Annotated in this window: 20 protein-coding genes and 1 tRNA gene; 10 read left to right on the forward strand and 11 right to left on the reverse strand. The window is 68.3% G+C overall.

The features are described 5' to 3' along the window. The first annotated feature begins 2 nt into the window (after positions 1-2). Both phbB and phaR read left to right on the forward strand, forming a co-directional pair. Positions 3-743: a beta-ketoacyl-ACP reductase gene (gene phbB, locus H7A86_RS11985; RefSeq protein ID WP_119131433.1), complete on the forward strand. Its 741-nt coding sequence runs from the start codon at positions 3-5 to the stop codon at positions 741-743. A gap of 159 nt (positions 744-902) precedes the next feature. After that, positions 903-1,472 (forward strand): polyhydroxyalkanoate synthesis repressor PhaR, encoded by a 570-nt coding sequence (gene phaR, locus H7A86_RS11990; protein WP_104582180.1) that lies wholly within the window; start codon positions 903-905, stop codon positions 1,470-1,472. A gap of 46 nt (positions 1,473-1,518) precedes the next feature. Here the strand turns inward: phaR and H7A86_RS11995 are convergent, their stop codons facing one another. The 6 genes from H7A86_RS11995 to H7A86_RS12020 form a co-directional block, all read right to left on the reverse strand. Beyond that, a complete protein-coding gene (locus H7A86_RS11995; RefSeq protein ID WP_119131432.1) occupies positions 1,519-2,469 on the reverse strand; it encodes a TraB/GumN family protein in 951 nt (316 codons plus the stop codon). A gap of 30 nt (positions 2,470-2,499) precedes the next feature. Then, positions 2,500-3,438: a DUF1684 domain-containing protein gene (locus H7A86_RS12000; protein ID WP_180707868.1), complete on the reverse strand. Its 939-nt coding sequence runs from the start codon at positions 3,436-3,438 to the stop codon at positions 2,500-2,502. Then, complete coding sequence (mutL, locus tag H7A86_RS12005; RefSeq protein WP_119131431.1) at positions 3,438-5,318, reverse strand: DNA mismatch repair endonuclease MutL; 1,881 nt, start codon at positions 5,316-5,318, stop codon at positions 3,438-3,440. The genes H7A86_RS12000 and mutL overlap by 1 nt, the downstream gene beginning before the upstream one ends. Before the next feature lie 137 nt (positions 5,319-5,455). Further along, a complete protein-coding gene (locus H7A86_RS12010; protein WP_119131430.1) occupies positions 5,456-7,153 on the reverse strand; it encodes an N-acetylmuramoyl-L-alanine amidase in 1,698 nt (565 codons plus the stop codon). A gap of 70 nt (positions 7,154-7,223) precedes the next feature. Continuing rightward, on the reverse strand, positions 7,224-7,724 hold the full coding sequence (gene tsaE, locus H7A86_RS12015; protein ID WP_119131429.1) for a tRNA (adenosine(37)-N6)-threonylcarbamoyltransferase complex ATPase subunit type 1 TsaE: 501 nt from the start codon (positions 7,722-7,724) through the stop codon (positions 7,224-7,226). Then, positions 7,721-9,208, reverse strand: coding sequence for an NAD(P)H-hydrate dehydratase (locus H7A86_RS12020; protein ID WP_119131428.1), 1,488 nt, complete (start codon positions 9,206-9,208; stop codon positions 7,721-7,723). Before H7A86_RS12020 ends, tsaE begins: the two co-directional genes overlap by 4 nt. Before the next feature lie 24 nt (positions 9,209-9,232). Here H7A86_RS12020 and queG point away from each other — a divergent pair, with 24 nt between their 5' ends. Together queG and xseA are read left to right on the forward strand one after the other, a co-directional pair. After that, complete coding sequence (queG, locus tag H7A86_RS12025) at positions 9,233-10,309, forward strand: tRNA epoxyqueuosine(34) reductase QueG (protein ID WP_119131427.1); 1,077 nt, start codon at positions 9,233-9,235, stop codon at positions 10,307-10,309. A 54-nt stretch (positions 10,310-10,363) separates the two neighbouring features. Then, positions 10,364-11,701: an exodeoxyribonuclease VII large subunit gene (xseA, locus tag H7A86_RS12030; protein WP_119131426.1), complete on the forward strand. Its 1,338-nt coding sequence runs from the start codon at positions 10,364-10,366 to the stop codon at positions 11,699-11,701. Positions 11,702-11,726: 25 nt separating this feature from the next. Here xseA and H7A86_RS12035 read toward each other — a convergent pair whose 3' ends face one another. Together H7A86_RS12035 and H7A86_RS12040 are read right to left on the reverse strand one after the other, a co-directional pair. Then, positions 11,727-12,974: a virulence factor family protein gene (locus H7A86_RS12035; protein ID WP_119131425.1), complete on the reverse strand. Its 1,248-nt coding sequence runs from the start codon at positions 12,972-12,974 to the stop codon at positions 11,727-11,729. 253 nt (positions 12,975-13,227) lie between these two features. Beyond that, a complete protein-coding gene (locus H7A86_RS12040; RefSeq protein ID WP_180707869.1) occupies positions 13,228-15,090 on the reverse strand; it encodes a formylglycine-generating enzyme family protein in 1,863 nt (620 codons plus the stop codon). A gap of 97 nt (positions 15,091-15,187) precedes the next feature. On the opposite strand from H7A86_RS12040, the gene rnd reads away from it, so the two are divergent. From rnd to H7A86_RS12065, 5 genes are all read left to right on the forward strand, one after another. Next, positions 15,188-16,282 carry a ribonuclease D gene (rnd, locus tag H7A86_RS12045; protein WP_104649054.1) on the forward strand — a complete coding sequence of 365 codons (1,095 nt, stop codon included), beginning with the start codon at positions 15,188-15,190 and terminating at the stop codon, positions 16,280-16,282. 466 nt (positions 16,283-16,748) lie between these two features. Beyond that, positions 16,749-17,150, forward strand: a complete 402-nt coding sequence (locus tag H7A86_RS12050) for an H-NS histone family protein (RefSeq protein WP_104649055.1) — start codon at positions 16,749-16,751, stop codon at positions 17,148-17,150. 88 nt (positions 17,151-17,238) lie between these two features. Continuing rightward, positions 17,239-17,314: transfer RNA gene (locus H7A86_RS12055), tRNA-Ala, on the forward strand. Positions 17,315-17,485: 171 nt separating this feature from the next. Then, positions 17,486-17,662, forward strand: a complete 177-nt coding sequence (locus H7A86_RS12060) for a hypothetical protein (RefSeq protein ID WP_164739116.1) — start codon at positions 17,486-17,488, stop codon at positions 17,660-17,662. A gap of 206 nt (positions 17,663-17,868) precedes the next feature. Further along, positions 17,869-18,948 carry a sensor domain-containing diguanylate cyclase gene (locus tag H7A86_RS12065; protein ID WP_119131424.1) on the forward strand — a complete coding sequence of 360 codons (1,080 nt, stop codon included), beginning with the start codon at positions 17,869-17,871 and terminating at the stop codon, positions 18,946-18,948. A gap of 224 nt (positions 18,949-19,172) precedes the next feature. Here the strand turns inward: H7A86_RS12065 and H7A86_RS12070 are convergent, their stop codons facing one another. Together H7A86_RS12070 and H7A86_RS12075 are read right to left on the reverse strand one after the other, a co-directional pair. Beyond that, positions 19,173-19,682: a chemotaxis protein CheW gene (locus tag H7A86_RS12070; protein WP_104582169.1), complete on the reverse strand. Its 510-nt coding sequence runs from the start codon at positions 19,680-19,682 to the stop codon at positions 19,173-19,175. An 11-nt stretch (positions 19,683-19,693) separates the two neighbouring features. Continuing rightward, positions 19,694-21,352: a methyl-accepting chemotaxis protein gene (locus H7A86_RS12075; RefSeq protein WP_119131423.1), complete on the reverse strand. Its 1,659-nt coding sequence runs from the start codon at positions 21,350-21,352 to the stop codon at positions 19,694-19,696. A gap of 296 nt (positions 21,353-21,648) precedes the next feature. Between H7A86_RS12075 and H7A86_RS12080 the strand changes: the two genes are divergently transcribed. Continuing rightward, entirely contained in the window at positions 21,649-22,269 is a 621-nt protein-coding gene (locus H7A86_RS12080) for a DNA-3-methyladenine glycosylase (protein ID WP_119131422.1), read from the forward strand. Here H7A86_RS12080 and H7A86_RS12085 read toward each other — a convergent pair. Further along, positions 22,209-26,603, reverse strand: coding sequence for a DEAD/DEAH box helicase (locus H7A86_RS12085; RefSeq protein WP_119131421.1), 4,395 nt, complete (start codon positions 26,601-26,603; stop codon positions 22,209-22,211). The two genes, H7A86_RS12080 and H7A86_RS12085, sit on opposite strands and share 61 nt — an antisense overlap. Between the last annotated feature and the right edge of the window lie 226 nt (positions 26,604-26,829).

Below are 26,829 nucleotides of genomic sequence, written 5' to 3' on the forward strand. Positions count from 1 at the left end.
TCATGACATCTCGCGTCGTATTGGTCACCGGCGGCACCGGCGGTATCGGCACCGCCATCTGCAAGCGCCTGGCAGACCAGGGCCACCGGGTGGCCAGCAACTTCCGCAATGCCGAAAAAGCCCAGGCCTGGCAGCAGCGCATGCAGGGCCAGGGCTACGACATCGCCCTGTTCCGCGGCGACGTGGCGTCTTCCGAGCATGCGCGCACCCTGGTCGAAGAAGTCCAGGCAGCGCTTGGGCCGATCGAAATTCTGGTCAACAACGCCGGCATCACCCGCGACACCACCTTCCATCGCATGACCGCCGAACAATGGCATGACGTCATCAACACCAATCTCAACTCGGTCTTCAACGTCACCCGTCCGGTGATCGAAGGCATGCGCCAGCGCGGCTGGGGACGGGTGATCCAGATCAGCTCGATCAATGGCCTGAAGGGCCAATACGGGCAGGCCAACTACGCGGCCGCCAAGGCCGGCATGCACGGCTTTACCATCTCGCTGGCACGCGAAAATGCCGCGTTCGGGGTGACCGTCAATACCGTGTCGCCGGGCTATGTGGCCACCGACATGGTGATGGCGGTCCCGGAAGAGGTGCGCGCCAAGATCGTCGCCGACATCCCCACAGGCCGCCTGGGCCGCCCGGAGGAAATCGCCTATGCGGTGGCCTTCCTGGTGGCGGAAGAGGCCGCCTGGATCACGGGCTCAAATCTGGATATCAACGGCGGCCACCACATGGGCTGGTAACGTTTGCTGCAACTTCGCGATGCAGCATGAAAATCCCTTGAAAATCATGCTGCGCAGCATTTTTTTGGTGTCCGCTTAAGAAAATAAGGCCTTGCGGCGGTTGCAAGGGCTGCTGCGGTGCGCCATCCTGCGCGCACTATCGTTGTGAGTGAACGTTCCATGGCCGGACTTCGCATCATCAAGAAGTATCCCAATCGCCGTCTCTACGACACGGAAATCTCCAGCTACATCACCATCGAAGATGTGCGCCAGCTCATCATCGACGGCGAAGAATTCGAAGTACGCGACGCCAAGAGCGGTGAAGACCTCAGTCGCGCCGTCTTGCTACAGATCATTGCCGACCGTGAACAGGACGGCGAGCCGATGCTGTCGACCCAACTACTGAGCCAGATCATCCGTTTCTACGGCGACTCGCTGCAGGGCTTCATGGGCAACTACCTGGAGCGCAGCATGCAGGTGTTCCTGGATCAGCAGCAGCAGTTCCGCCAGCAGATGGGCAACCTGCTCGGGCAGACCCCGTGGGCGATGATGAACCAGCTGACCGAGCGCAACCTGGAGTTGTGGCAGGAGTTCCAGCGCAACTTCGGCGCCGGTTTCGGGCGTCCGGGCGGCCCTGGTACGCCGCCGCCAGGGGCGAGCGGCATGGGCAGCGGCCCGATGGGCACCGGCACCCACGGCACTGCCGCCGGTAGCGCCGGCACCACCGGCAAGGCCCGCAATCGCGGATGACGCAAGCGCGGCGCCTGGAGCGTGAGACGCTCCACGGCGCCGCCAGTCAGCGGCCGGCCTGCTCCGCGCAGGCCGCGCAGATCCGCTCCACGTGATACCCACGCGCGCGCAGGCGCTCGACCACTCCGTCGCTTCCCAGCAGATGCAGCGCACCGACCACCACCAGCGTGGTCCCGCTCCCTTTGCCCAGCCGCTGTTCCAGCCGCGGCACCCAGCGCGCATTGCGCTCGACATTGATGTCCTGGTACAGCGCCGGATAGTGCTGCCGCATCTGCTCGGCCATCTGCGTGGACAGGGTGTGCACATCGCCATTGCGCCAGGCCGCGTGCAACTGACGCAGCTGATCGGTGGTGCCGGCGTCGTCCAGCGCCTCTTCCAGCAGCTGATGCTGCTCGGTGGGCGACATGCCGTCGAGCAAGGCAATCTGCTCCTGGGCGCGCTCCAGCCCATCGGCCGGTTTACCCTGGGCTTGCGCCTGCGCCATCAGGTAATGGTCCAGGCCGGCAGCCGGATCCATGCCTTGCCGGCTCATCTCCGCCAGGCTGATCGTCAACGCCACGAACCAGGGTTCCAGTGGCTGCAAGCTGTCCACCTGCATCCCGCGCTTGCGTGCGTAGCTGGTCAGCGCCTGCCAGGTCTTTGGATCGAGTACGTCCTGCAGGCGACGCCCGTCGCTGCGCCGCGCCGCCTGCAGCATGCGGCCGGCCAGTTCGGGCGATTGCGCGTCGGACGGCGGCAGTTCGAACACCAACCGGTCGGCCTTGGCGAATGCCTGCATCACATCCGGCGACAAGGGGTAATCGCTGGGCTTGAGCACATGGAACGAGCCCAGCAGATACAGCGTGCCGCCCTTGCCATCGACCTTCCACAACAACGGCACCGGCGGACCGGCAGGCGTGTCGTGGCCGGCACGTGCCCAGGTCGGCGCGGCTGCCCCGCTCCACAGCCCCAGCGCGATCACCGCGCCGCAGCACCAGGCGGCCAGCCGGGTGCGCATGCTTGCCTCTACCACGTCGCTGTCTCCACGTCAGTGCGGCACCTTGTAGGTTTTCTCGCCTGCCGATACCGCCAGGTCGATGCGGTTCTCCGGCGGCGGCAGCGGACAGGTCGCAAACGGAGTGAACGCGCACGGCGGGTTGTAGGCACGGTTGAAATCCACGATCACATGCCCGGAGGCGTCGGGCACGTCCAGGTCCAGGAAGCGCCCGGCCGGATAGCTGCCGTGCCCGCTGGTGCGGTCGGCGAACACCACGAACATCGGCCGCCCCGGTTCGCCGATGGTCTGCAGCCGATATGCCTTGCCATCGCGCTCGAAGGCGATGGCCCCGGCGTTGGGCTGTTCGCTGCTGATGCCGACGATGTCCACGATCGGAATGGTCTTGCCGACATCGTTGGGCACATAGCGTGCGCTGATGCGCCAGGACGGATCGGCCGGCCAGTACTCCAGCCCGGCGAAGTGACTGCGCGACGGCGCGTCGGCATGCTTGACCCGCAGCGCGTTGCGGTCGCCGCGATGGATCAGGCTCAACACGCCCTTGCCGCCATCGAAATGGATGAAGGTCGGCTGCCGGTCGCGATCGGACTGGAAGCGGATCCGGCCGGTCAGCGGCTTGCCATCGACGCTCAAGGCCGCGCCGCGCTCGGGCACGAACCAGACCGTGTCGGCCTCGGTGGCGACCATGCCCAGCTTGCGCGGCCCGACCGCCAGCCTGATGCCACTGTCGGCACTGCTGCCGATGTAGTGCGCCTTCAGCGACAGCCAGTGCAGGCCGACCAGGCTGGTCCAGCCATCGGGCGCGCGCAGCTCGGTCAGGCGCGCTTCGCGCCAGGCGGCGTTGTCGGCCAGGAAGGCCTTGTCGAGTGCGACCGGTGCCGCCGGCGGCGGTGCGTCCTTGCCGCAGCCGGCCAGCGCCGCACACACCAGCGTGCCGAGCAGCCAGCGGTTCCCCCTGTGCAATGCAGCCATCAGCGCCCCCTCAGGAACCAGCGATCGATTTCGCCCAGCGTAAACCGTGCCCAGGTCGGCCGACCATGGTTGCATTGGCCCGAGCGCTCGGTGATTTCCATATCGCGCAGCAGTGCGTTCATTTCCGGCACGGTCAGGCGCCGGTTCGCACGCACCGCGCCGTGGCACGCCATGGTGGAGAGCAGCTCGTCGCGCGCCCCGGCAATGCGCCGGCTCTGGCCATGTTCGCGCAGGTCGCCAAGCACATCGCGCAACAGCGCCTCGGGGTCGGCATTGGCAAGCAATGCGGGAATGCTGCGCACGTGCAGCGATTGCGGGCCGGCGCGGGTGACCTCGAAGCCCAGGCTGGCCAGCGTGTCGGCTTCGCGCTCGGCGGTGTCGGCCTCGCGCTCGCCCACCGCCAGCGTCATCGGCACCAACAGCGGTTGCGCGTGCAGGCCGATGCTGTCGTGCGCGTTCTTGAGCCGCTCGTAGCCGATGCGTTCGTGCGCGGCATGCATGTCCACCACGATCAGGCCTTCGGCGTTCTCGGCCAGGATGTAGATGCCGTGCAACTGCGCCACGGCATAGCCCAGCGGCGGCACGCCGCTGTCTGCGGCAGTCGCCGGCAGGCCCATTCCCGCGCCCTCGGGCAAGCGTGCCGACTGCTGCTGCGCGCCGCTGGGCGGCGGCGCATACAGCGCGCTATAGGCCGCACGCGCCTCATCCACGCGCAGGCCCAGCGGGGTCTGCGATGGCGTCCACTGGCCGTAGCCGGCACCACCGCCGCCACTGCTGCTGCTTCCGCTTCCGCTTCCGCTTCCGTAGCCTGGACGATCGAGCATGCTCGCCGGCACCGCGCCGGCATCGCCGGTGCCTTCCGTAGCGCTGCTGTTGGGCATCGCGCCGGCGCGCGTCTGCGCCAGCGCGTCCTGCAAGGTGCGGTAGACGAAGTCGTGGATCAGCCGCGCCTCGCGGAAACGCACCTCGTGCTTGGCCGGATGCACGTTGACGTCCACGCGCGCCGGATCCAGCTCCAGGAACAGCACGTAGGCCGGCTGGCGGCCATGGAACAGCACATCGCCATAGGCCATCTTGACCGCGTGCGCGACGCTGCGATCGCGCACCGAGCGGCCGTTGACGTAGAGATACTGCTGGTCGGTACTGGCGCGCGAGTAATGCGGTTGGGCGACCCAGCCGTGCAGCCGCAGACCGGCGCCACTGTGATCGACGCGCAAGGCCTGCCGTGCGAAATCCTCGCCCAGGGTTTCGCCCAGACGCGCATCCGAATACAGGTCGCCCGGCTTGTAGCGACGCGAGGGTTTGCCGTTGTGCGAAACCCGCAACTCCACATCGGGCCGCGCCAACGCCAGTGAGCGTAGCCACTCTTCGATATGCCCCAGCTCGGTGCGCTCGGCACGCAGGAACTTGCGCCGCGCCGGCACGTTGAAGAACAGCTCGCGCACTTCGACCGTGGTGCCGGGCGCGTGTGCACGTGGCATCACCTCGCCCAGGCGGCCGCCGTCGATCTCCAGCGCGGAGCCATGTTCGGCATCGTGGCGGCGCGAGATCAGGGTGAAACGGCTGACCGAGGCGATCGACGGCAACGCTTCGCCACGAAAGCCGAGCGTGGCCACGGTCTCCAGATCGTCCAGCGATGCGATCTTGCTGGTGGCATGCCGCGACACCGCCAGCGGCAGTTCGTCGGGGGTGATGCCGCTGCCGTTGTCGCGGATGCGGATCAGCCGAACGCCGCCCTCTTCCAGCTCGATATCCACGCGGGTGGCGCCGGCATCGAGTGCGTTTTCGACCAGTTCCTTGACCACCGACGCAGGCCGCTCGACGACTTCGCCGGCGGCAATCTGGTTGATCAGGATCTCGGGGAGCTGACGGATCGCCATCAGCGCAGGCGCTCGTGCCGGACGCAAAGGTCCACGCGCATCGAGGGTGTAGCAGGCAAGGCAGACGTCAGCACGGCAATCCGGCGGCGCACAGGCGCCGTCATCAAGGAATCAGTGCGGAATGATAGCCGAGCGGCTCAACGGCTGCCGCCGGCCACGGTGCCGACGCCGGCATCGGCTTCGGCCTGCGCGCGCGCGGCAAACAAGGTGCCTGGCGGTGGCTGGCGGGTGAAGAAGGTATCGATGCCATCCAGCACGGCCGCGGCGATCTTGCGCTGGTAGGCGGGGTCGATCAGGCGACGCTCTTCGTCCGGATTGGAAATGAAGGCGGTCTCCACCAGCATCGCCGGCATGTCGGAGGTGCGCAGCACCGCGAAGTTGGCGCGTTCCAGCTGCGGCTTGTGGTTGTTGCCGATCCGCTTGAGGCCGCCAAGCACGTGCCCTGCCGCATCCTCGGAGGCCTTCATGTGGCCGCTCTGCGCCAGATCCAGCAGCACATTGGCCAGTGTGCTTTCGGTCTGCTGCAGACGCACGCCGCCAACCAGGTCGGCGGCATTTTCCTTGTCGGCCAGCCAGCGCGCGCGCTGCGAGGAAGCCCCCTTGGTCGACAGCACATAGACCGACGAGCCGGTCGCACTGCGGTTCTCGGCAGCGTCGGCATGGATGGAGATGAAGATGTCGGCCTTGGCGGCGCGTGCCTTCTGCGCGCGCATCGGCAGCGGAATGAACACGTCGGTATCGCGTGTCAGGTAGGCCTTCATGCCGGGTGTGGTGTTGATCTGGCGCGCCAGTTCACGCCCGACGGCCAGGGTGACATCCTTTTCGCGCTTGCCGGTGGGGCCCATGGCGCCCGGATCCTGGCCACCATGTCCCGGATCGATCGCGACGATCAGCGGCCGCATGCCGGGTGCCATCTTGATCCGCGAGGCCTCGCTGGGCAGCACCGGACGCGGCGGCAAATCATCGCTGTCCGCCGCGGCAACGCCGCCGGCGGTATTCGGTGTGGCAGTCACGGCATTACCCGACGCGGCGCCCATCGGCGCATTGCCGCCATTCAAGATGGCAGCCGGCGATGCGGCGTTGCCTGTCATCGCGGGTGCTGGCGGCGTACCGGCGGTGGCGACGGTGCGATTGGAGGAGTTGCCGGCAGTGCCGGCTGGCGCGGACGTGCTGGTGGTTACCGCGGCCGCGGCCGTGCCTGGACGCGGTGTCGGCACGCCGGTGGCCACCGTCGTCGGTACCGGCGCCGGGGTCACGCTGGGCATGGCCGAGGCAGGGACATACGGTGCAGGCGCAGGCGGCACCACCGACGCACGCTGCGCAGACGCCGCCAACGCAGCGGTCGCGCGGGCCGCCTCGGATTGTGCATTGGCCGGGCGCGGCGGCGGCGTCGCAGGTGTTGTCGGGTTGGCAGCCACCGTGCCGGCGGAGACCGGCGAATCGCCGGGCCACTCGATCACCAGGGTTGACGCACTGCCCAGCGTCTGCATCTGCGGCTTCAACGGCGTGACCGGCGTCGCCAGCTCGAAGACTACCCGGAAGGTGCCCGGCACCGGTTGGCCGGTCCGCACCGACGTCACCAAGCCGGCTGCGGGCGGCAACTTGAGGCCACGCACACCGGAGGAATCGGGAAAATCCACCACCAGGCGATTGGGGTTGGCCAGCGACAGGGTCTTGAATCCGCCGCTGCCGGCCAGTTGGATCTCGGCACGCGTGCCGGTGGCACCGGTGCTGATGCCGACACCCTTGATTTCGCCGGCCCACGCAGCAAAAACCGCCAGGCTGAGGCTGGCGGTCAGGGCGGAAACACAGAACTGGCGGAACCCCGGTGTCATGGCGCTGGATTCAATCACCCGAGCGCGTGAATTGCAAGGTGATTTCCCTTAATAATCCACAACCTGGCGTTCATTGTTGTTGTGAGCCGGCAAAAAGACGCTGCAACTGCGGCAGGCCCGACAGCCGCGTCAGCCAGTCGCGCCCGGGTTGGCTGCGGCCCAGCAGCGTGACGCTGCGGCCCTCGCCATCGACCGCCAGTTCCACGTCCAGGTCCACTGGCGGCAGCGCGCCCGCGCCGCGCTCGGGCCATTCGACCAGCCACAGGCTCGCGCCGCCCTCGTCGAGTCCGAGAAAATCCAGTTCCCCGGCCTGCCCGATGCGGTACAGATCCAGGTGCCAGGCCTCGTCGCCGGTGCTGAGCGGATAACGCTCGACCAGGGTGTAGGTAGGGCTGCGAATCGGGCCGGTGACGCCGAGTGCGCGCAGCAGTGCACGCGCCAGTGTGGACTTGCCCGCGCCGAGATCGCCATGCAGTTGCACCATCGCGCGGGTGGGCCGTACCGCGGCCAGGGCCTGCCCCAGGCTTTCGGTGGCCTGCGCATCGGCCAGGTGTGCGCTGAGCTGGCTCATGCAATGGCTCCGGCATTGGCGAGGCGGCGCAGCTCGGGCAGCAGATCGGTCGGCAGCAGGCCGCGCTCGCCCGCGCGCGCAGCCGCATCGCCGGCGCAGGCATGCAGCAGGGCGCCCAGGCTTGCCGCATCGAACGGCGACCAACCCTGCGCCAGCAGGGCGGCGATCACGCCGGTCAGCAGGTCGCCCATGCCGCCGACCGCCATGCCCGGATTACCGGCGTCGATGATGCGCGGCACTTCATGCGGCGCGGCGATCACGCTGCCGGCGCCCTTGAGCACCACCACGGCATCGAAACGTTTGGCCAAGGCGTCTGCGGCAGCCAGGCGGTCGTGCTGAACCTGCCCGGTCGACATCCCCAGCAGGCGACCGGCCTCGCCCGGATGCGGGGTCAGCACGCGCGGGCCGCGTGTCGGCACCTGGTTGGCGGCCAGCAGGTTCAGGCCATCGGCATCGATGACGACGGCACTGTCAGACGCCAACACGCCGTGCCACAACGGCTGCGCCCAGGCGTCCTGGCCCAGGCCCGGCCCCAGTGCGACCACGTCGGCCGCATCGGCCAGCGCGGCGATGTCGTCGCCGGCCTGCAGCGCGCGCGCCATCGCTTCCGGGCAGCGCGCCAGCAGCGGCGCGACATGCTCGGCGCGGGTGGCGACCTGCACCAGCCCGGCGCCGCTGCGCAAGGCCGCTTCGGCGGTCAGCATGATCGCCCCGCCGCTGCCGAGGTTGCCGCCGACACACAACACGCGCCCGGATTCGCCCTTGTGCGTATTGCGTCGGCGCGGGCGCAACTGCGCGGCCAGGGCGTCGATGTCCCAGCTGTGCGCGGCCGGCGTCAGCCCGTCGAATGCCGCATCCGGCACGTCCAGCGATGCGACTGCGCGCGTGCCGGCATGCTCCAACGCATCGCCGGTGTAGAGCCCCACGTGCGGCACGATGAACTGCAAGGTGGCGTCCGCGCGCACCGCGGCACCGAAGGCCACGCCGTGATCGGCATCGATGCCGCTGGGCACATCCAGCGCAAGCACCGGCACGCCGGCGGCGTTGATGGCATCGATCAACGCGCCGGTCTCGCTGTCGGGCGCGCGGTTGAGGCCGATGCCGAACAGCGCATCGACGATCACATCGGCCTGCGCCAGCGGAGATGGAAACAGGTCGATCGCACCGCCCACGCCCAGATAGTCGGTGCAGGCGCGCTGCGCCAGCGGCGCGGCCGGGCCGTGCCCGGGAAGATGCACCACCTGCACCTGGCGCCCGGCCCGCTGCGCCAGGCGTGCCAGCACATAGCCATCGCCCCCGTTGTTGCCGGTGCCGCAGACCACCACGATGCGGCGTGCCCGTGGCCAGCGTTCCAGCAGGACCTGCCAGGCGGCCTGCCCGGCACGTTGCATCAAGGTATAGCCGTCGCCGCCGAGCAGCGTGGTGGCCTGCGTGTCCAGCCTGCGCGCGGCGGCGGTGTCGTAAAGATCGAGCGGTGCGTACATGCCGGGAATTCTATACTTGTCGCCATGTCTGCCGTCCTCGCCCGTCCCGACCCCACCGACCCCACCGACGCCGCCGCGCGCATCCGTGCGCTCGCGCGCGAGGCGGGCTTCCAGCGCTGCGGCATCACCGGCATCGAGCTGGGCGAAGACGAGGGACACCTGCGCAGCTGGCTGGAAGAAGGCCTGTACGGGACCATGCACTGGATGGCCCAGCACGGCGACAAGCGCTCGCGCCCGCAGGAGCTGGTGCCCGGCACCCTGCGCGTGTTGTCGGTGGGCATGGACTACGGCCGCAAGGACGACGGCGAAGCCTGGAACACCCTGCACGACGGCCGCCGCGCCTACGTGGCGCGGTACGCGCTGGGGCGCGACTATCACAAGCTGATGCGCAACCGGCTGCAGAAACTGGCCGAGCGCATCCAGGGCGAAGTCGGCGCGTTCGGCTATCGGGTGTTCGTCGATTCGGCGCCGGTGCTGGAGCGGGCACTGGCGCGTAACGCGGGCCTGGGCTGGATCGGCAAACACACCTGCCTGATCGATCGCAAGGGCGGGTCGTGGTTCTTCCTGGGCGAGATCTACCTCGATCTGCCCTTGCCCATCGACACCCCGGCCACCGCGCATTGCGGCACCTGCACGCGCTGCATCGACATCTGCCCGACCCAGGCCATCATCGCCCCGTACCGGCTGGATGCGCGCCGCTGCATCGCCTATCTCACCATCGAGCACGAGGGCGCGATTCCCGAGCAGATGCGCAAGCCGATCGGCAACCGCATCTTCGGTTGCGACGACTGCCAGCTGGTCTGCCCTTGGAACAAGTTCGCCCAGCGCACCGACGAAGCCGATTTCCGCGCCCGCAACGAGCTGGACGTGGCAACGCTGCCGCAACTGTTCGCCTGGGACGAAGACGAATTCCTGCGCCGCACCGAAGGCAGCCCGATCCGCCGCAGCGGCCATCAGCGGTGGTTGCGCAACATCGCCGTCGGCCTGGGCAATGCGCCCGGCACGCCGGAGGTGCTGGCGGCGCTGGAGGCGCGCCGCCACGACGACTCGGAACTGGTACGCGAACACGTGGGCTGGGCGCTGGCGCAACACGGTTTGTAGGTTTGCGCCGGATACGCTCACGCATGCGCATCGCCGCTGCGGGATAATGCGGCGATGGCCGACCGCAACGAACAGATCCTCACCCCCAGCCAGCTCAACACGCTCGCGCGCGACCTGCTGGAAGGCAGCTTCCCGCTGGTGTGGGTGGAAGCAGAGCTGAGCAGCATCACGCGCCCGTCCTCGGGCCATCTGTACTTCACGCTCAAGGACGCACGCGCGCAGATCCGTTGCGCGATGTTCAAGCCCAAGAGCACCTGGCTGAAGTTCCAGCCGCGCGAAGGCCTGCGTGTGCTCGCGCGCGGACGCCTGACGCTGTACGAAGCGCGCGGCGACTACCAGTTGGTGCTCGACCACATGGAAGAGGCCGGCGAAGGCGCCCTGCGGCGCGCCTTCGACGAACTGCGTGCGCGCCTGGCCGCCGAAGGCCTGTTCGATGCCGAGCGCAAGCAGCCGTTGCCGGCGCATGTGCGGCGGCTGGCGGTGATCACCTCGCCCAGCGGCGCGGCGGTACGCGACGTGCTCAGCGTCCTGGCGCGCCGCTTTCCGTTGCTGGAAGTGGACCTGTTGCCCTCGCTGGTGCAGGGCGACAGCGCCGCTGCGCAGATCACCTCGCTGTTGCAGCGCGCCGATGCGTCCGGGCGCTACGACGTCATTCTGATCACCCGTGGTGGCGGCTCGCTGGAAGACCTGTGGGCCTTCAACGACGAACGCCTGGCCCGCACGATTGCCGCCACGCGCACGCCGGTTGTGTCGGCGGTCGGGCACGAGACCGACTTCAGCCTCAGCGATTTCGTGGCCGATGTGCGTGCGCCCACGCCGTCGGTGGCGGCCGAACTGCTGGTGCCCGATCAGCGCGAGCTGGTTGCGCGCGTGCGTCGCGCGCATGCGCGCATGGCCCAGCTGCAGCAGCATGCGCTGGCCACTGCGATGCAGCGCGCCGACCGGCTCGCCCTGCGCCTGCGTGCACACAGCCCGCAGGCGCGGCTGCAGCTGCTGCAACGCCGCCAGCAGGATGCCGGACGCCAGCTGCGCGCGCGCCTGACCCAGGTGCTGGAGCGCCTGCAGGCGCGGGTGCAACGGTCGCAGGCGCGCCTGCAGGCGCACAACCCGCAACGCGACCTGGCCACACTGCAACAACGGCTGCGTGCGCTGCATCCGCAGGCAGCGATGCAGCGGCGCCTGCAGCATGACCAGCTGCGGCTACGCAGCCTGGCACGCTCGCTGGAAGCGGTCAGCCCGCTGGCCACCGTCGCGCGTGGCTACGCCATCGTGACCCGCCCCGCCGATGGCAGCGTGGTGCGCAGCGCCGCCGAGGTCAGCGCCGGCGAGCGCCTGCGTGCGCAGCTGGCCGATGGCAGCATCGCGGTGCGGGTCGAGCCGGGCGACGCCTGACATCCGGCAAGACATCACGCGCGCGCTAACCGTGACCAGGCGTCTGCGCCGCCTGCTGCCAACCTTGCAGCAGCAGCCCGGCCAGCGCGACCGGATCATGGTCGAAATGATGCCCGCCCGGGCGCGCCACCACCTGCACGCCCCGCGCGCGCAGCTCCGGGCACAGCGTGTCCTTTTCCTGCTCGCCGTAGATGCATTGCAGGCGATGCGCGTCCAGCGACTGGATCGCCGGTTCCACATCACGCTCGGCATCGTTGTGCCAGCCCAGCCAGCCACCGACGCGCACCTTGAAATCGGCTTGATGGGCAAGGCCGAGCAGGCTGACAAAATGCACCGACGCACGTTGCTGCGGCGACAGCTCGGGATAGGCAAACGGCAGCACATCGGCACCGAACGAGTAGCCAACCAAGGCAACGTGCTGGATATGCCAGCGCTGCCGATAGCTTGCGATCACCCGGTCCAGGTCCGCCCCGACCTGCTGCGGCGTACGGCTGGCCCAGAAGTAACGCAGGCTGTTCCAGCCCACCACCGACACCCCCTGCTGCTGCAATTGCGCGGCGATGCCCTTGTCCAGTTCGCGCCAGCCGCCGTCGCCGGACAGCATCACTACCATGCGGTCGCTGCCGGGCGCATGCAGTTCGACCAGCGGCAGATCGCCCACACCGTGCGCCTGGGCGGTCAGGAAATGGCCGCGGGTGGCTGCAGCGATCTGCATGGGGCTGGCAGCGTCGACCAGATCGTCGAGGAAGCCCTGGTTGGCGTCGGGCATGTCGCGTGCGCAGGCCAGGCCGCCAGCGCTGGCACCGCCATCGGCGACAACCGCGCCACCCAGCACGTCGGGCGCGGCCGAGGCCAACGCCTGCCGCGCCAGCACCGCGCCATCGCCCTGCCCCACCAGCACCGGCGGCAGGAATGCGTCGACATGCTCGGCGCGCAGCAACTTCTTGCCCAAGCGTTCGGCATCGTCGGCCAGGGAACTGCAGGCTGCATGATGCGCGCGCACGCGTTCGCGGTAGCTGGCGGTATCGACCACCGCGACCAGCGCGCCATCGTTGCTCAGCATCTCGGCAAGCCGCTGGCCGTCCTGCGCATGGCCGCTGTCGGGCAACAGCACCACCATGGCCTTCGGCGTGCCTTCCGGACGCAGCACCTCCACCGAGCGGTAATGCCCGGCGGTATTTCCGTCCTGCAGATGCCGCGCCACGGCGTAGCCGCTGCCGCCGATCAGCAATAGTGCGACGACCCAACGAAACAGTTTGATTCCCCAGCCCATCACCGCAATCCTCGCAAGCGCTGGCGCTTGGACCGCGGCCAGGGTGACCGGTTCCAGCGCGATCACGGTCGGTGTTCGCTGCGGTTAAGCCAGCGCGCTCACCTCGGTGTGTGGCCGCCGCGACGCGGAAGACCGTGCACGTCGTCGTCGATGTCGTGCCCCGAGACGCGGGTATGGCACACAACATGGCGATCGGCGATCACTGGCCATGCGGGCGCAGACCGCGCATGCGCAGCGGCAATGCAACTGCGCCCTAGATGCCGCGCGCCAGGCGAAAGCCGATCCGCGCGCTGGTGCTGTCCGAATCCTGCGACTGCCGCCAGGCCGCACGCGTCTGCTGCGGCGAATTGGCCCAGCTGCCGCCGCGGATCATGCGCTGCCGGCAGCCGGGGTTGAACCACGCCGCACCGTCGGCCGGCGCGCGGCGGTAGCTGGCATGCCAGCAGTCGGCCACCCACTCGCTCAGGTTGCCGCCCATGTCGTGCAGCCCCCAGGCGTTGGCGCGAAAGCTGCCGACCGGCGCCGGGCCCCAGAAGCCATCGCCGTAGCCGACAAAGCCGTTGTTCCAGTGCCGGCCGCTGCGCGAGACATCGTTGCCGCCGGTGAAGTTGCCCGCATCCAGCGGCGGCGAGCCGGCATTGCCCCAGGGATAGCGCCCGGTGGTGCCGGCGCGCACCGCGTATTCGAATTCGGCCTCGCTGGGCACGTGGTAGTGGCGGCCGGTCTGTTCCGACAGCCAGCTCGCATAGGCTTCGGCGTCGCGGATGCTGACGTGCATCACCGGGCTGTTGGGGGCGGCCTGCGCGCCGTTGTAGTCGGACTGCCAATCCACCCCGCTGCGGCGGATGAAGTTGCCGCTGCGCTCGTCGTACACCACCGAATGCCCGCGCCGGGTGGCGCGCGGGCGGGCGCCGGTCGCCTCGACGAACTGACGGAACTCGGCGACCGTCACTTCGGTGATCGACAACGCAAAGCCGCGCGCGAAACGCACGTAATGCGACGGCCGCTCGTTGTCGGAGGCGCCGGGCTCGGCATCGCCTGCGCCCATCTGGAACGCGCCATGCGGCACCACGATCATCTGCGGACCGCGCCCGCCGACCTTGAGCCCGTCGGTGAACACCTGCCCGGGGCGGAAGCTGCCGTAATGGGTGGCCAATTCCAGCCGCCGCCGCAGATCACCGGCCACCGCATCGCCTGGATCAGCGATGCGCAGCACTTCAGCCAGGGTCTCGCCGGCCGCCTTGAGGCCGCGCGGGGAGGTCAGATCGTGCAGGCCGGCGTCGTGCAATGCGGCGATCTGGGCACGGCGCATGCGCTCGATACGCGCGCGTGCGTCGGCAATGGTCGGGGCGCGCTCACGTACCTGCCCGGCCATCTGCAACCAGTAGCGCGCGCCGATGAAGTCGCTCGCCTCCGCAGCCTGTTCGGCGCGTGCCAGCAGGCCGCTTTCCACCGCGGCCAGCCCCTGGCGCGTGCGCGGGTTGTCCGGATCCAGCTGCGCCGCATCGCGAAAGTTCACCAGCGCCCCGTTGCCGTCCTCGCCCAGCCGGCCGCCGCGCAGATCCTCCTCGCCGGCACGGTTGAAGCTCAGCACCCGCTGCGCGGTTTCCACCGAGCGTTGCAGCGTACGCACCTTCGGATCCTGCGGAGCGAGCGCCAGCGCCACGATGGCCAGCTCACGCGCCTGTTCCAGTGCACTGTCCTGGCGGTCGGTCTGCTCGATCAGCGCTTCGCCCAGCTCGATCAAGCGACGCCGCGCCTGTTCCAGCCCGCGACGGCTGGCCGCGTCCTTGCCGCCGGCGCGCTGCTGGATCGCCAGGTACAGCGGAATTGCATCGTCCGCATTGCGATACAGCCGGTCATCCTGCAATGCCTGGTCGGCGCGCTTGCGCGCCTGCGCCAGCGTCTCGTCGCCCAGGTCCACCGGCGGTGGCTGCCATTGCGCCACGGTCTCGGCGGATTCCTCGCCACCGATGGACACATTCGGCTGGCTCGACGGCGCGGCGGCGGCAGCTGGGGGCGCCGCGGCAGGCGCCGGCGTCGGTGTCCGCGAACAGGCGCACACGCCTAGCGCGAGCAAGGCCCATGCTGCGATCCGGTTACCGCACTCACCCACCACCTGCTCCTTCCAGTGCTCTGCCGCACGACAGGCGATCGCGACGTTAGGCTATTCTGCGCGTTCTGCGCAAACCCTCGCTGTCGACGGAAATCACGTGCCCCATTGGATCACCCACCCCTCCGAGCTGACCGAACGCCTGCAGGCGTCGCGTCCGTCCCGCATTGGCCTGGATACCGAATTCATTCGCGAACGCACCTACTGGCCGCAACTGGCGCTGGTGCAGATGGCCATCGGCGAGGAGATCCTGTTGATCGACCCACTGATCCCGGGCATGAACGAGGCGCTCAAGGCGTGGTTGACCGCCACCGACATCGTCAAGGTGATGCATAGCGCCAGCGAGGATCTGGTCACCTTCAAATGCGCGTGCGGGGTATTGCCGCGGCCGTTGTTCGACACCCAGATCGCCGCCGCGCTGGCGGGTGTGGGTGGCGGCATGGGCTATCAGAAACTGGTGCAGGAAGTGACCGGCACCTTGCTGAGCAAGGGCGAGACGCGCTCGGACTGGATGCGCCGCCCGCTGTCGCCGGCGCAGCTGGAATACGCCGCCGACGATGTGCGCTACCTGTTCGCCATCCACGACGAACTCACCCGTCGCCTGACCGAGCAGGATCGCCTGGGCTGGCTGGCCGAAGATGCCGAGCGCCTGCTCGCCACGGTGGAGCACGACGACGGCGAGCGCTGGCCGCATGTGAGCCTGCGCACCGCGCAGTTCCTGGAACCGGCGGCGCAACGTCGCCTGTTGCGCCTGCTGCGCTGGCGCGACCTGCAGGCGCGTCAGAGCGATCGCCCGCGCAGCTGGATCCTGGACAACGAACTGGCCAGCCAGCTGGCACGGTTTCCGCCGGCTGATCTGGACGCCCTGCTGCGTCAGTTCGACAAGTTCCCCAAAGCGCCGCGCAAGCTCGCCGCCGCCGTATGGGAAGCGCTCAACACGCCGCTGCCCGACGAGGAGCACGCGCCGCTGGCGCAGGCCGCCACCGACGGCAACAAGGCCGTGCTCAAGCGCCTGCAGGATGCGGTGGCCCAGCGCAGCCGCGAGCTGGGATTGCCCGACGGCATCCTGGCCTCGCGCCGGCACCTGGAAACCCTGATCGAGCAACGCAGCTGGCCTGCACCGCTGGGACAATGGCGCCGCCACGCCCTGGAAGCGCAGCTGACGCCACTGCTGGAAGACACTGCGACGCAGTGACGTGGTGCAGCGGTCCTGAGATCACGCCTCCATGCGCCCGTCGCGAGGCGGGCAAAGCGCAGGCGGTTTTCAGCCAGCTTCACTTCCACAGCGCAGCCTGTGGATCCGACCACACACGCCAGCAGCATCCCCGTCGATCGCCGCATCTGAGATGGAGCTCGCGCCATCGAAGCTGGCGCAGTCCATCAGGACATGTTCTGGTCACGAAGCGGTCAGTGTCTGACCAGGACCGCATGGATGTGTCATCTCGCCTGGCCTGCTGCTGTATCGTTATGGCCGGGGTCGCCGTGTGCGCAAGCATCTTCGGCGGCCTCGCCAGACACCGCGAACGCGCGAACAGGCCCTGTGAAAGGCCTGGTCACTATCTGCAGGCGCGCGCGCGCAACGGCCGCCTCCGGGCCACATGCCATAATGACGCGTGTCCATCGGGCAACGTCTCCACCACTTATTCCGAGGCTATACCTCTGTGAGCAATACCACTTCCAAACTGGATTCCATCGCACAAGCCAAAGCCAAGCTGCTGGACGAGCTGCAGAAGCTGGAAGAACAGGAAAAGACCGAGCGCGCCAGCGAGGCATCCTCTGCGCATGCCACCATCGTCTCGCTGCTGGAACAGTTTGCCGGCCACTTCAACACCAAGCAGCGCAACGATATTGCCGCTTACCTGGGCACCACTGCTGCACGCAAGGACGTGGTCAAGAGCGGCCGCAGCGAAGTCAAGCCGAAGTACGAACTGCCGCACACCGGCGAGACCTGGTCCGGTCGCGGCCGCACGCCCAAGGCCTTCGCCGCCTGGGAAGGGTCGGTGTCGTACAAGGAATGGAAGGCCAAGAATCCGGACCTCAAGTTCCCGCTCGTCCGCGAGTGATTGCCGCAGGATCGCGTCTTCGGGCGGCGATCCACGCCGCCGGCCTGCTTGGCGAATCGCGCCACATGTGGGTAGAATCAGGACACGTGGGGCGGTAGCTCAGCTGGGAGAGCGTCGCGTTCGCATCGCGAAGGTCGAGGGTTCGATCCCCTTCCGCTCCACCATTGTTTCAACCGTAGGGCCTCGGAAACGCCATGTTTCCTGGGCCTTTTCGTGTCGGGCGTGTGCATCGGGAGCGCGTCGGCTGGTGCAGTGCCGGTGCCGGTCACGGCCATGTCGCCGGGATCACATCGTGCGCGCTAACGTCCGTCTCATCATCACGCCGGACGCAAGCCATGAACAACAAGCAGAGCCAGCCCGACAAGGCCGCCGACAACCAGCACGGTGTTTCGGAGAGCCAGCAGGATCGCAAACAGGATGAGGCCGCCAAGCAGCGCCCCGGACAGGAAGACCTGCAGGTCCATGACGAACAGACCCGCCGCCCCAAGGGCAACGCCGGCCAGGGCGAATGACCTGCCGAGCAGGGCGGTTTCGCAGCGCCTCAGCGCGGGTTCGCTGGCGCTGCTCCGCCCTGCCCGATGTGGCAAGATCGGCGACAGCCGTCATCCGCCGGGGTGGATGAGGCCTACGCCAACCAGCGCGCGCGATGGGCTGCGACACGCCCTCGCCGCACGCACACCTCCCTCGCCTGACGGCGCCCTGTTCCGGTGGTCTTCGTATGCAGATTCCTGATGCGTCCGCGCTGCAACTCTTCCACGCGACGCTGTTGCCAGGCGATGCCGCCGTAGCGGCGCAGGTACCGGCCAACGAAGACGAACGCCTGGCTGCACTGCAGGACTACCAGCTTCTGGACACCGCTCCGGAGCCGGTCTACGACGAATTCACCTCGATCGCGGCGGCGGTCTGCCGTACGCCGATGGCACTGATTTCGCTGATCGACACGCAGCGCCAGTGGTTCAAGTCGAAGCTGGGCATGGCGCCGAGTGAAACCCCGCGCGAGCTGTCGTTCTGTGCCCACGCCATCCTCGAACCCGATCATGTGATGGAAGTGGGCGACACCCAGCTGGATGCGCGCTTCGTGCGCAACGCGCTGGTCACCGGCGAGCCGCAGATCCGCTTCTATGCCGGCGCCCCGCTGCTGACCTCCGACGGGATCGCGCTGGGCACGCTGTGCGTGCTGGATCGCACACCCCGCCGCCTGTCGGTCGCCGAGCGCGACGCACTGCAGGCACTGGCCAGGCAGGTCGTCAACACCATCGAGTTGCAGCGTGCGGCCAGACTGGTCGAGCTGGACGCATTGCGCGATGACCTCACCGGCGTGTGGAATCGCGCCGGCCTGGAGCAGGCACTGCAGACGCTGGCACAGGGATCGGAGACGGCCGCGTCGCCATCGCTTGCGCTGGCACTGATCGACCTGGACGGCTTCAAGCGGCTGAAGCTGCAGGCTGGAACGGCAGCAGCGGACGCCACGCTGGTCCAGGCTGCCAGGATGATCGAAGCGCAGCTGCCGGAGACCGCCACGGTGGCGCGGTTGAGCCGCGACCAGCTCTGTGTCGCAGTGCCGGAGACAGCGGCGACCGAGGCCATGGAGATGATCGAGGACGTGCGCAGGGCGATCGAAGCGGCGCGCTGGCCAGCCGGTGCACTGACGATCAGCGCCGGCCTGGTCGAGGTGGCAGCCGGTACGTCGCTCGACAGCAATGCCTTGCTGGCGCGTGCACGGCACGCCCTGCAGGGCGCGATCGGCAAGGGACGCAACTGCGTGCGTCGCTTCGATGGCTGGCATCGGCAGGACTGAGCGGCAGACCACACCCAGGTCTGAGGAGGTCGGTCACCAGCGCGCGGATCGCCCCGGCCACGCGGCCTCGGGCGGCGTGGTCGATGCCGGTGTCCGGCTGCAGTCGTTGCGGTTGCGGATGCAGTGCGTACATCCGCGCCCGCTTCCTTCAATGGTCGATCACACGTGGCGGGCAGCCGCCCGGCGAGTCCGCAGCCGTGTTGGTGGGCTGCGCCTGGCCGGGCTCAGGCTGCCAAGGCATCGGTGTTGCCGGCAATCTCATCCACCTGCAGCACCTGGTCCATCTCCAGCAGCACCACGAAGCGCTCGCCCACCTTGCCCATGCCGCGCAGCAGGTCGCGGCGGATATGCGTGCCGAATGACGGCGCCGCTTCGATGTCCTGATCGGCCAGTTCGATCACCGCGTTGACCGCATCGACCAGCACCCCGATCACCTGCGGTCCCTGCGCTTGTTCGGTGGCCAGGATCACGATGCAGCTGCGTTTGCTGATCGCACTGTCGGCACGCCCCAGCCGCGCCTGCAGGTCCACCACCGGTACCACCGCACCGCGCAGATTGATCACCCCGCGCACGCAGGCCGGCATCGACGGCACCGGCGTGGGCGCGCGGTACTGGATGATTTCGCGAATGCCAACAATGCTGATGGCGAAGATTTCACCATCCAGCTGGAAGGTCAGGTACTGGGCTGCCGCAGCGGCGTCGCCAGGCATCACATCGGGGGTCTGTGCAGTCATCGATCGGTCTCTCAGAAGCGGGCGAACTGGCCTTCGTCCGGGCCCTCGGACATCGCATAGGCCGGCGCCGCGGTGCTGCGCCAGCCGCGCGTTCCAGGCGCACGTGCCGGGCCTGCGGCCGCCACCTTGCCGCGCTTGGGCGGGGTGCTCGCAGGCCCCTGCCCGCTCAGGCGGAAGAACGCCATGCTCTGCTGCAGCTGCTCGGCCTGCGCGCTCATTTCCTCGGCAGTGGCGGCCAGTTCTTCCGATGCACTGGCGTTCTGCTGGGTGGTCTGGCTCAGCTGCACCACCGCCGAATTGATCTGGCTGACGCCGGAGGATTGTTCCTCGGACGCGGCGGAAATCTCCTGCACCAGGTCCGAGGTGCGCTTGATGCTGGGTACGATGGTGTCGAGCAGACGGCCGGCACGATCGGCCAGTTCGACGCTGGAACTGGCCACCTCGCCAATCTCCTGCGCGGCCACCTGGCTGCGTTCGGCCAGCTTGCGCACCTCGGCGGCCACCACGGCAAAACCCTTGCCATGCTCGCCGGCGCGCGCCGCCTCGATCGCCGCGTTGAGCGCGAGCAGATTGGTCTGGTACGCGATGTCGTCGATGATGCCGATCTTCTGCGCAATCTGCTTCATCGCCTGGGTGGTGGCGACCACCGCTTCGCCGCCTTCGATGGTTTCTTTGGCGGCCTGCGTGGCCATGCCATCGGTGATGCGGGCATTTTCGGTGTTCTGGCTGATCGATGCGGTCATCTGTTCCAGCGAGGCGCTGGTCTCTTCGACACCGGCGGCCTGTTCGCTGGCAGCCTGCGACAACGATTGCGCGGTGGCGCTGACTTCTTCCGACGCGCTGGCCAGGGTTTCGGCACTGGTGTTGACCTCGCCGACCACCTGCGACAGCTTCTGCACCATCGTACGCATCGCTTCGAGCAGCTGCGCGGTCTCGTCGCGGCCATGCACGTCGATGCGCATGGTCAGATCGCCTTCGGACAGCCCGTTGGCCACCGTCACCGCGCGGCGGATCGGGCCGGTGACGCTACGGCTGATCACCACGCCGAGAATCGCGCCGAGCAGCACGCCGCCGCAGATGATGGCGATCAGCAGCTGGGAGCTGCGCGTGTGGATGCTGCCGGCTTCGGCATTGGCCGAGGCGGCACTGCGCTCGCGCAGCCCGCTCAGGTCGGTCATCAGGCTATCGACTTCATCCGAGCTGGCACGTACCGCACGCGACAACTCGGCCAGTTCCGGATTGGCGTCGCGCAAGGCTTCGCGGTTGGCGGCGTCGATGAAGCGGCCGCGCTCTTCCAGGTATTTCTGCCAGGCGCGGTCGAATTGCGCCAGCTTGTTCCTGCCTTCCTCGGTCTGGAAACTGGGCCGCGCGCGCGTCATGTAGTCGACCACCTTGGCGGTGTACTTGTCGATGTTCTGCACATGCGACTGACGCTCTTCGGCGCTGCTGGCCAACAACAGGTTGGCGCGTGCGCGGCCGGCGTAGATGAGGTTGATATTGGCCTCCTTCACGTTCGACAGGCCGAGCAGCTCGCGCTGGTACAGCGAGGTCGACAGGTCGCTGATACGACCGGAGTTGGAATAGCCGACCCAGCCGATGCATGCGCCGATCGCCGAGACGATCAGGAACGCCACGATCAGCCTGGTTCCAATTCTGAAGTTGCCTAACATTGGGAAGTTCTCTTGAGATGGTGCATGTGCGACCTGCAGTGCAGGGTCGCCCGGTGGCGTGATGCGGATGCCGCTCGCTGCGATGCGGCTTGTCTAACCAATCGCTAATGGCTATCGGCGACGCCAAAACGCGCTTGAGACACAAACGGTGCTTAACCGCGTATTCACGCCATCGGATATGCGCTTTTGTGACCGGTCACGCGCTCACAGGGCCAGGCATTCAGAAAATTCCTACCCCGGGATTGATGCCCGGACAGTCCGCAGCGACATCACGACTGCACGGTTAGGCTTGGCGCATGTCGCCACAGCCACTTCCACGCACTTTCTATGCGCACGATGCCCGCCAGGTCGCACCGCGATTGCTCAACAAGGTGCTGGTCAGCGCGGATGGGCGCCGCGGCCGCATCACCGAGGTCGAGGCGTATTGCGGCAGCGAGGATCCGGCCGCGCATTCGTTTCGCGGCATGACCCCACGCACGCAGGTGATGTTCGGCGCGCCGGGGCATCTATATGTGTATTTCATCTACGGCATGCACTGGGCGATCAACGCGGTATGCGGTGGTGCGCCCGGGCATGCGGTGCTGATCCGCGCGCTCGAACCGTTGGCCGGGATCGCCACTATGCAGGCCGCGCGCAACGCCGCCCCGCTCAACACCTTGACCACCGGCCCCGGTCGCCTGGCCCAGGCATTTGGCGTGAACGCCGCGGACAACGGGCTGGACCTGACCGACGCGCGCGCACGCCTGTGGATCGAGGACGATGGCCTGCCGCCGCCATCCGGGCCGCTGGCAACGCCGCGCATCGGCATCCGCAAGGCGATGGATGCACCATGGCGCTGGGTGGTACCCGATAGCCGCTATCTGTCGCGTCCGCTGCCACGGGCGACAGGCGCGCACACGGTGCTGCCGGGCGACTGAGCCAGCCACTGCTCCATCGGCGTCTGCTCGGCGGCGCCAGGCCCACGCTGCAGCAGGCGCAGGGCCTGCTCGGCCTGCTCGGTACTCAGGTCCTGCAGCGGCTGGAAGCGATCGGCCGCCCATACCGCCATCGGCAGGCCATCGAGATAGGCCACCCGATTGCCGGGCACGCGCGCGACGCGCTCGCCCGGCAGGAGGCTGCCCAGCAGATTGCACGGGTCGCTCGCACTCACGCACACCCACTGCTGCGGCAAGGCTTGCGCACGTACGCGACGCAGGGCGGCGATCGCATCCGGCAACGCGAACTGCTCGCCGGACAGGCCGGCGATGAAACGCCCGCCACGGATTTCGCCGCGCGCTTCCAGGCGTTGGTACATGCGCAGCAATTCGCGCCACGGCGGCAACCATGCCGCCTCGCGCTCCAGCAGCCGCCAACAGACCACGCCGTAGCGACGCAACAAGGTGTGCGCCACATGTTCGAGCATGTCCTGATGACGCTCGCCGGCTTCGGCCAGCGGCAACTCCGGCAGCGCGCGCACCGGCGCCCAGCGCCCGGCATCGCGAATGCCCAGGGCACTGGCGCGGCGCCGGTGGCGCGACAGCGCCGAAGGCCGCTTGGATGCCGGCACCAGCAACGCGCGCAGCCCGGCATAACTGTCGCAATGCGCACGCCCGCGCATCACCAGTTCGCTCAGGGCATCTTCCAATTCGGTGCTCATCAGCCGGGCCGCATCGGCAATCTCGTCGAAGAACAAGGCGCCTTGCTGCTGCAGGACCTCCGCCACCCGTTGCGCGCGCGAACCCAATGGTGCGTCGTCGCCATCGCGTGCCAGGCTGCTCCAGCGTTGCGCCGCGCGGCGCGGCAGCAACACGATCGGCGTGCTGCGCAGCGCGGCACCGCCACGGCTGCCGCCGGGCCGCAGCCGCGCCCATACGGTGCGCCCGGCGGTGCACAGCTCGTCCAGCCAGGCCGGTTGGTAGTCGCGCACGCGTGCCGGCAGCAGCTCGCTCTCCCACAGCACTGCGGGGGCCTCGAAGCCTTCCAGCTGCCCGACCACGCCGGCCAGTGCGTCCGGCCCTGCCACACGGCTGGCGCCATCGACGTGCTGCCACTCGAACAGGAAACGCGCGTAGTCGCGTTGCGCCACCGGCTCGATCTCGCGGCGCAACCGCCCCAGGGTATAGCGATGGATGCGCGCCAGCAGATGACGTTCGCACCATTCTTCCGACTGCGCCTGCGCGCTGAAGTGGCCGGCCATGACATAGCCCTCGCGCTGCAGCGCGGCCAGGGCAAGCACGATCTCGGACTCTGGCAGGCGCAATGCACCCGCCAGGGCCGGTACCTGCGCCGGGCCGACCGCAGACAGGCGCCCGCGCAGCAGCTCGCGCACGGCCCAGTCGCGCTGCCAGTCGGCAACGCGGCAATCTGCCGGCGCCTGTAGCGGCGGTTGGGCAACGGCATGCGGATACAGCGGCACAAACCAGTCGATGCGCTCGGCACTGATCCACAACGCGGGCACCCCGTCGAAGGCGAGACAACTGGCGCGCCCATCGCCGGCGAGTGCAGCCAGCCACGCCTGCCATTGCACATCGCCGGCTTCATCGACCGGAAGCACACCGAGCCCGACCAACGCCTCGTGCACTTCTTCGGCATCGCGCGGCTGCGGCCAGGCCTGTTCACGCACCGAGGCGATGGCCTCGGGATCGAGCTGCCCCAGGTCGTCGCTGCTCTGCGGCGTATAGCGACGGCTCTGCACGGCCTGGGTGCGGCGCTCCTCCAGCGGTGCGTCGTCCAGGAAGGCATACGGCCGCGCATTCAAGGCTTCGGCCGCCAGCGGCGACGGTGCCGCCAGATCGCGCGCCACCAACGTGATCGCGCCCGACTCCAGCCCGCGCAGCACCTGCAACCAGCCCTCGCTGTCCATGGACTGATGCAGGCAGTCTTCCAGCGTCTGCGCCACCAACGGGTGGTCCGGCACCTCGCGCTCGCCGACCAGGTTCTCCGCGCAGGCGACCTGGTCGGGGAACACGGTCGCCAGCAGATCCTCCGACTTCATCCGTTGCAGTTGCGGCGCGACCTTGTGGCCGCCGGCAAAGCGCGGCAGCGCCATCGCATTGGTCGCATTCCAGCGCCAGCGCACGCCGAACAGCGGTGCATCCAGCAGCGCCTGGATCAACACATGCTCGGCCGATGACGAATGCAGGTAGCGGGCCACCTCCTCCAGCGCAAAACTGTGGCTGGTGGACAGCGACAACACGATCGCATCCTCGGTTGCGGCGGCCTGCAGTTCGAAGTTGAAGGTGCGGCAGAAGCGCTTGCGCAACGCCAGTCCCCAGGCACGGTTGATGCGGCTGCCGTACGGCGAGTGGATCACCAGCTGGGTGCCGCCACTGGCATCGAAGAAGCGCTCCATCACCAGACACTGCTGGGTCGGCATCGCGCCCAGGGCCGTGCAGGCATGGGCGAGATAGTCGACCAGTTGGCGTGCAGCTTCCACCGACAGACCCAAGACGTCGTGCAGCCAGTCGCAGGCGGCCTGATGTGGCGGGCTCTCCAGCCGCACCGCAATCTCGCCGCGCAGGCGCGACACCGCCGCCGACAATTCATCGCTGCGCCCGGGCGCCTCGCCCAGCCAGAACGGGATATTCGGTGGCGCGCCCTTGGCATCTTCCACGCGCACGCGCCCGGCATCCACGCGCAGGATGCGGTAGCTGGCATTGCCAAGCTGGAACACATCGCCGGTAAGGCTTTCGACCGCAAAATCCTCGTTCACCGTGCCGATCTTTTCGGCCTGCGGCTCCAGCACCACGCTGTAGTCGCCGGTTTCGGGAATGGTGCCGCCGGAGGTCAGCGCGGTCATGCGTGCGCCACGCCGCGCATGCAGGCGCCGATGCACCGCGTCGCGATGCAGGTAACCCGCACGCGGCCCAAGCCGTGTGCTGAAGCCCTCGCACAACATGCGCACCACGTCATCGAAGCTCGCACGGCTCAGCTGCGCGAACGGCCAGGCACGACGCACCAAGGCGAACAACGCGTCTTCGTCCCAGTCCTCGCACGCGGCCTCGGCCACGATCTGTTGCGCAAGCACGTCGATCGGCGCCAGCGGCATGCGCAAGGCGTCCAGCTCACCGCGGCGCACGCTGTCCAGCAGCGCGGCGCATTCGACCAGCTCGTCGCGGGTCTGCGGGAACAAGCGCGCCTTAGGCGTGCCGCCGACCTTGTGCCCGGAGCGTCCGGCGCGCTGCAGGAAGGTGGCGATCGAGCGTGGTGAACCGAGCTGGCAGACCAGGTCCACATCGCCGATATCCAGGCCCAGTTCCAGCGATGCGGTGGCCACCAGCACGGTGAGGTCGCCGGCCTTGAGCCGCTGCTCGGCCAGCAGACGCGTTTCGCGCGACAGGCTGCCGTGGTGCGCGGCGACCCGCTGCTTGCCGAGCAGATCGCCAAGATGGCGCGCAGCCCGCTCGGCCATGCGCCGGGTGTTGACGAACACCAGCGTGGTGCGATGCTGCTGCGCAAGCCTGGCGACATCGGCATACACCTGCAGCCACTGATCGTTGGACATCACCACGCTCAGCGGCGTCGGCGGCAGGGCCAGCGCCAGATCGCGCTTGCGGGTGTAGCCGATGTCCACGATCTCGCAGGGCGGCGGCTGGCCGGCATCGCCCGCCCCGACCAGGAACTGCGCCACGGTCTCGATCGGCTTCTGCGTCGCCGATAAGCCAATGCGGGTGATGGGGCGCTCGGCCAGCCGCTGCAGTCGCTCCAGCGTCAGGCTCAGATGGCTGCCGCGTTTGTCCGCCGCCACCGCGTGGATTTCATCGACGATGACGGTGCGCACATGCCGTAGCGCATGGCGTCCGGAGGCCGAGCCCAACAGCACGTACAGGGACTCCGGCGTGGTCACCAGGATATGCGGCGGCGTGCGGCGCGCTTGCGCTCGCTCACGCTGCGGGGTGTCGCCGGTACGCACCGCCGTGCGCACTGCCACGTCCGGCAGGCCGCTCGCGACCAGGGCCGTGCGGATGCCCTGCAACGGCGCATCCAGATTGAGGTGGATGTCGTTGGACAGCGCCTTCAGCGGCGAGACGTAGACCACGCGGGTTTCGTCCGGCAGCGCGCCACCGTTGGCCAGGCCGTCGCGGATCAATGCATCGATCGCCGCGAAGAACGCCGTCAACGTCTTGCCCGAGCCGGTGGGCGCGGCTACCAGCGTGTGGCGTCCGGCCTGGATCGCCGGCCACGCGGCAATCTGCGCCGGCGTGGGCGCAGCGAAGGTCTGCGCGAACCACGCAGCCACGACAGGATGGAACTGCTGCAGGACAGGATGCATAGGCGATACCGCAGGCCGTGATGCCAAGCCAGGACCGACGGCGCGTGGATTCAAGGGGGTGAGTTCAATGGATGGGGTTGCGCTGCGCCCCACACAAGCCAGCCGCAGCAATGGCGGTGCATCATGAAATCGGATGACGACCGGCGCGCGACCTCGCCGGCGGCCAACGCAACACTGCGGCCCGGCGCGACGATTGTCGACCGGGCGCGTGCCATGGCACATTGAC

Origin of the sequence: Xanthomonas euroxanthea, assembly GCF_903989455.1 — a bacterium.
In the GTDB taxonomy this organism is placed as follows: Bacteria; Pseudomonadota; Gammaproteobacteria; order Xanthomonadales; family Xanthomonadaceae; genus Xanthomonas; species Xanthomonas euroxanthea.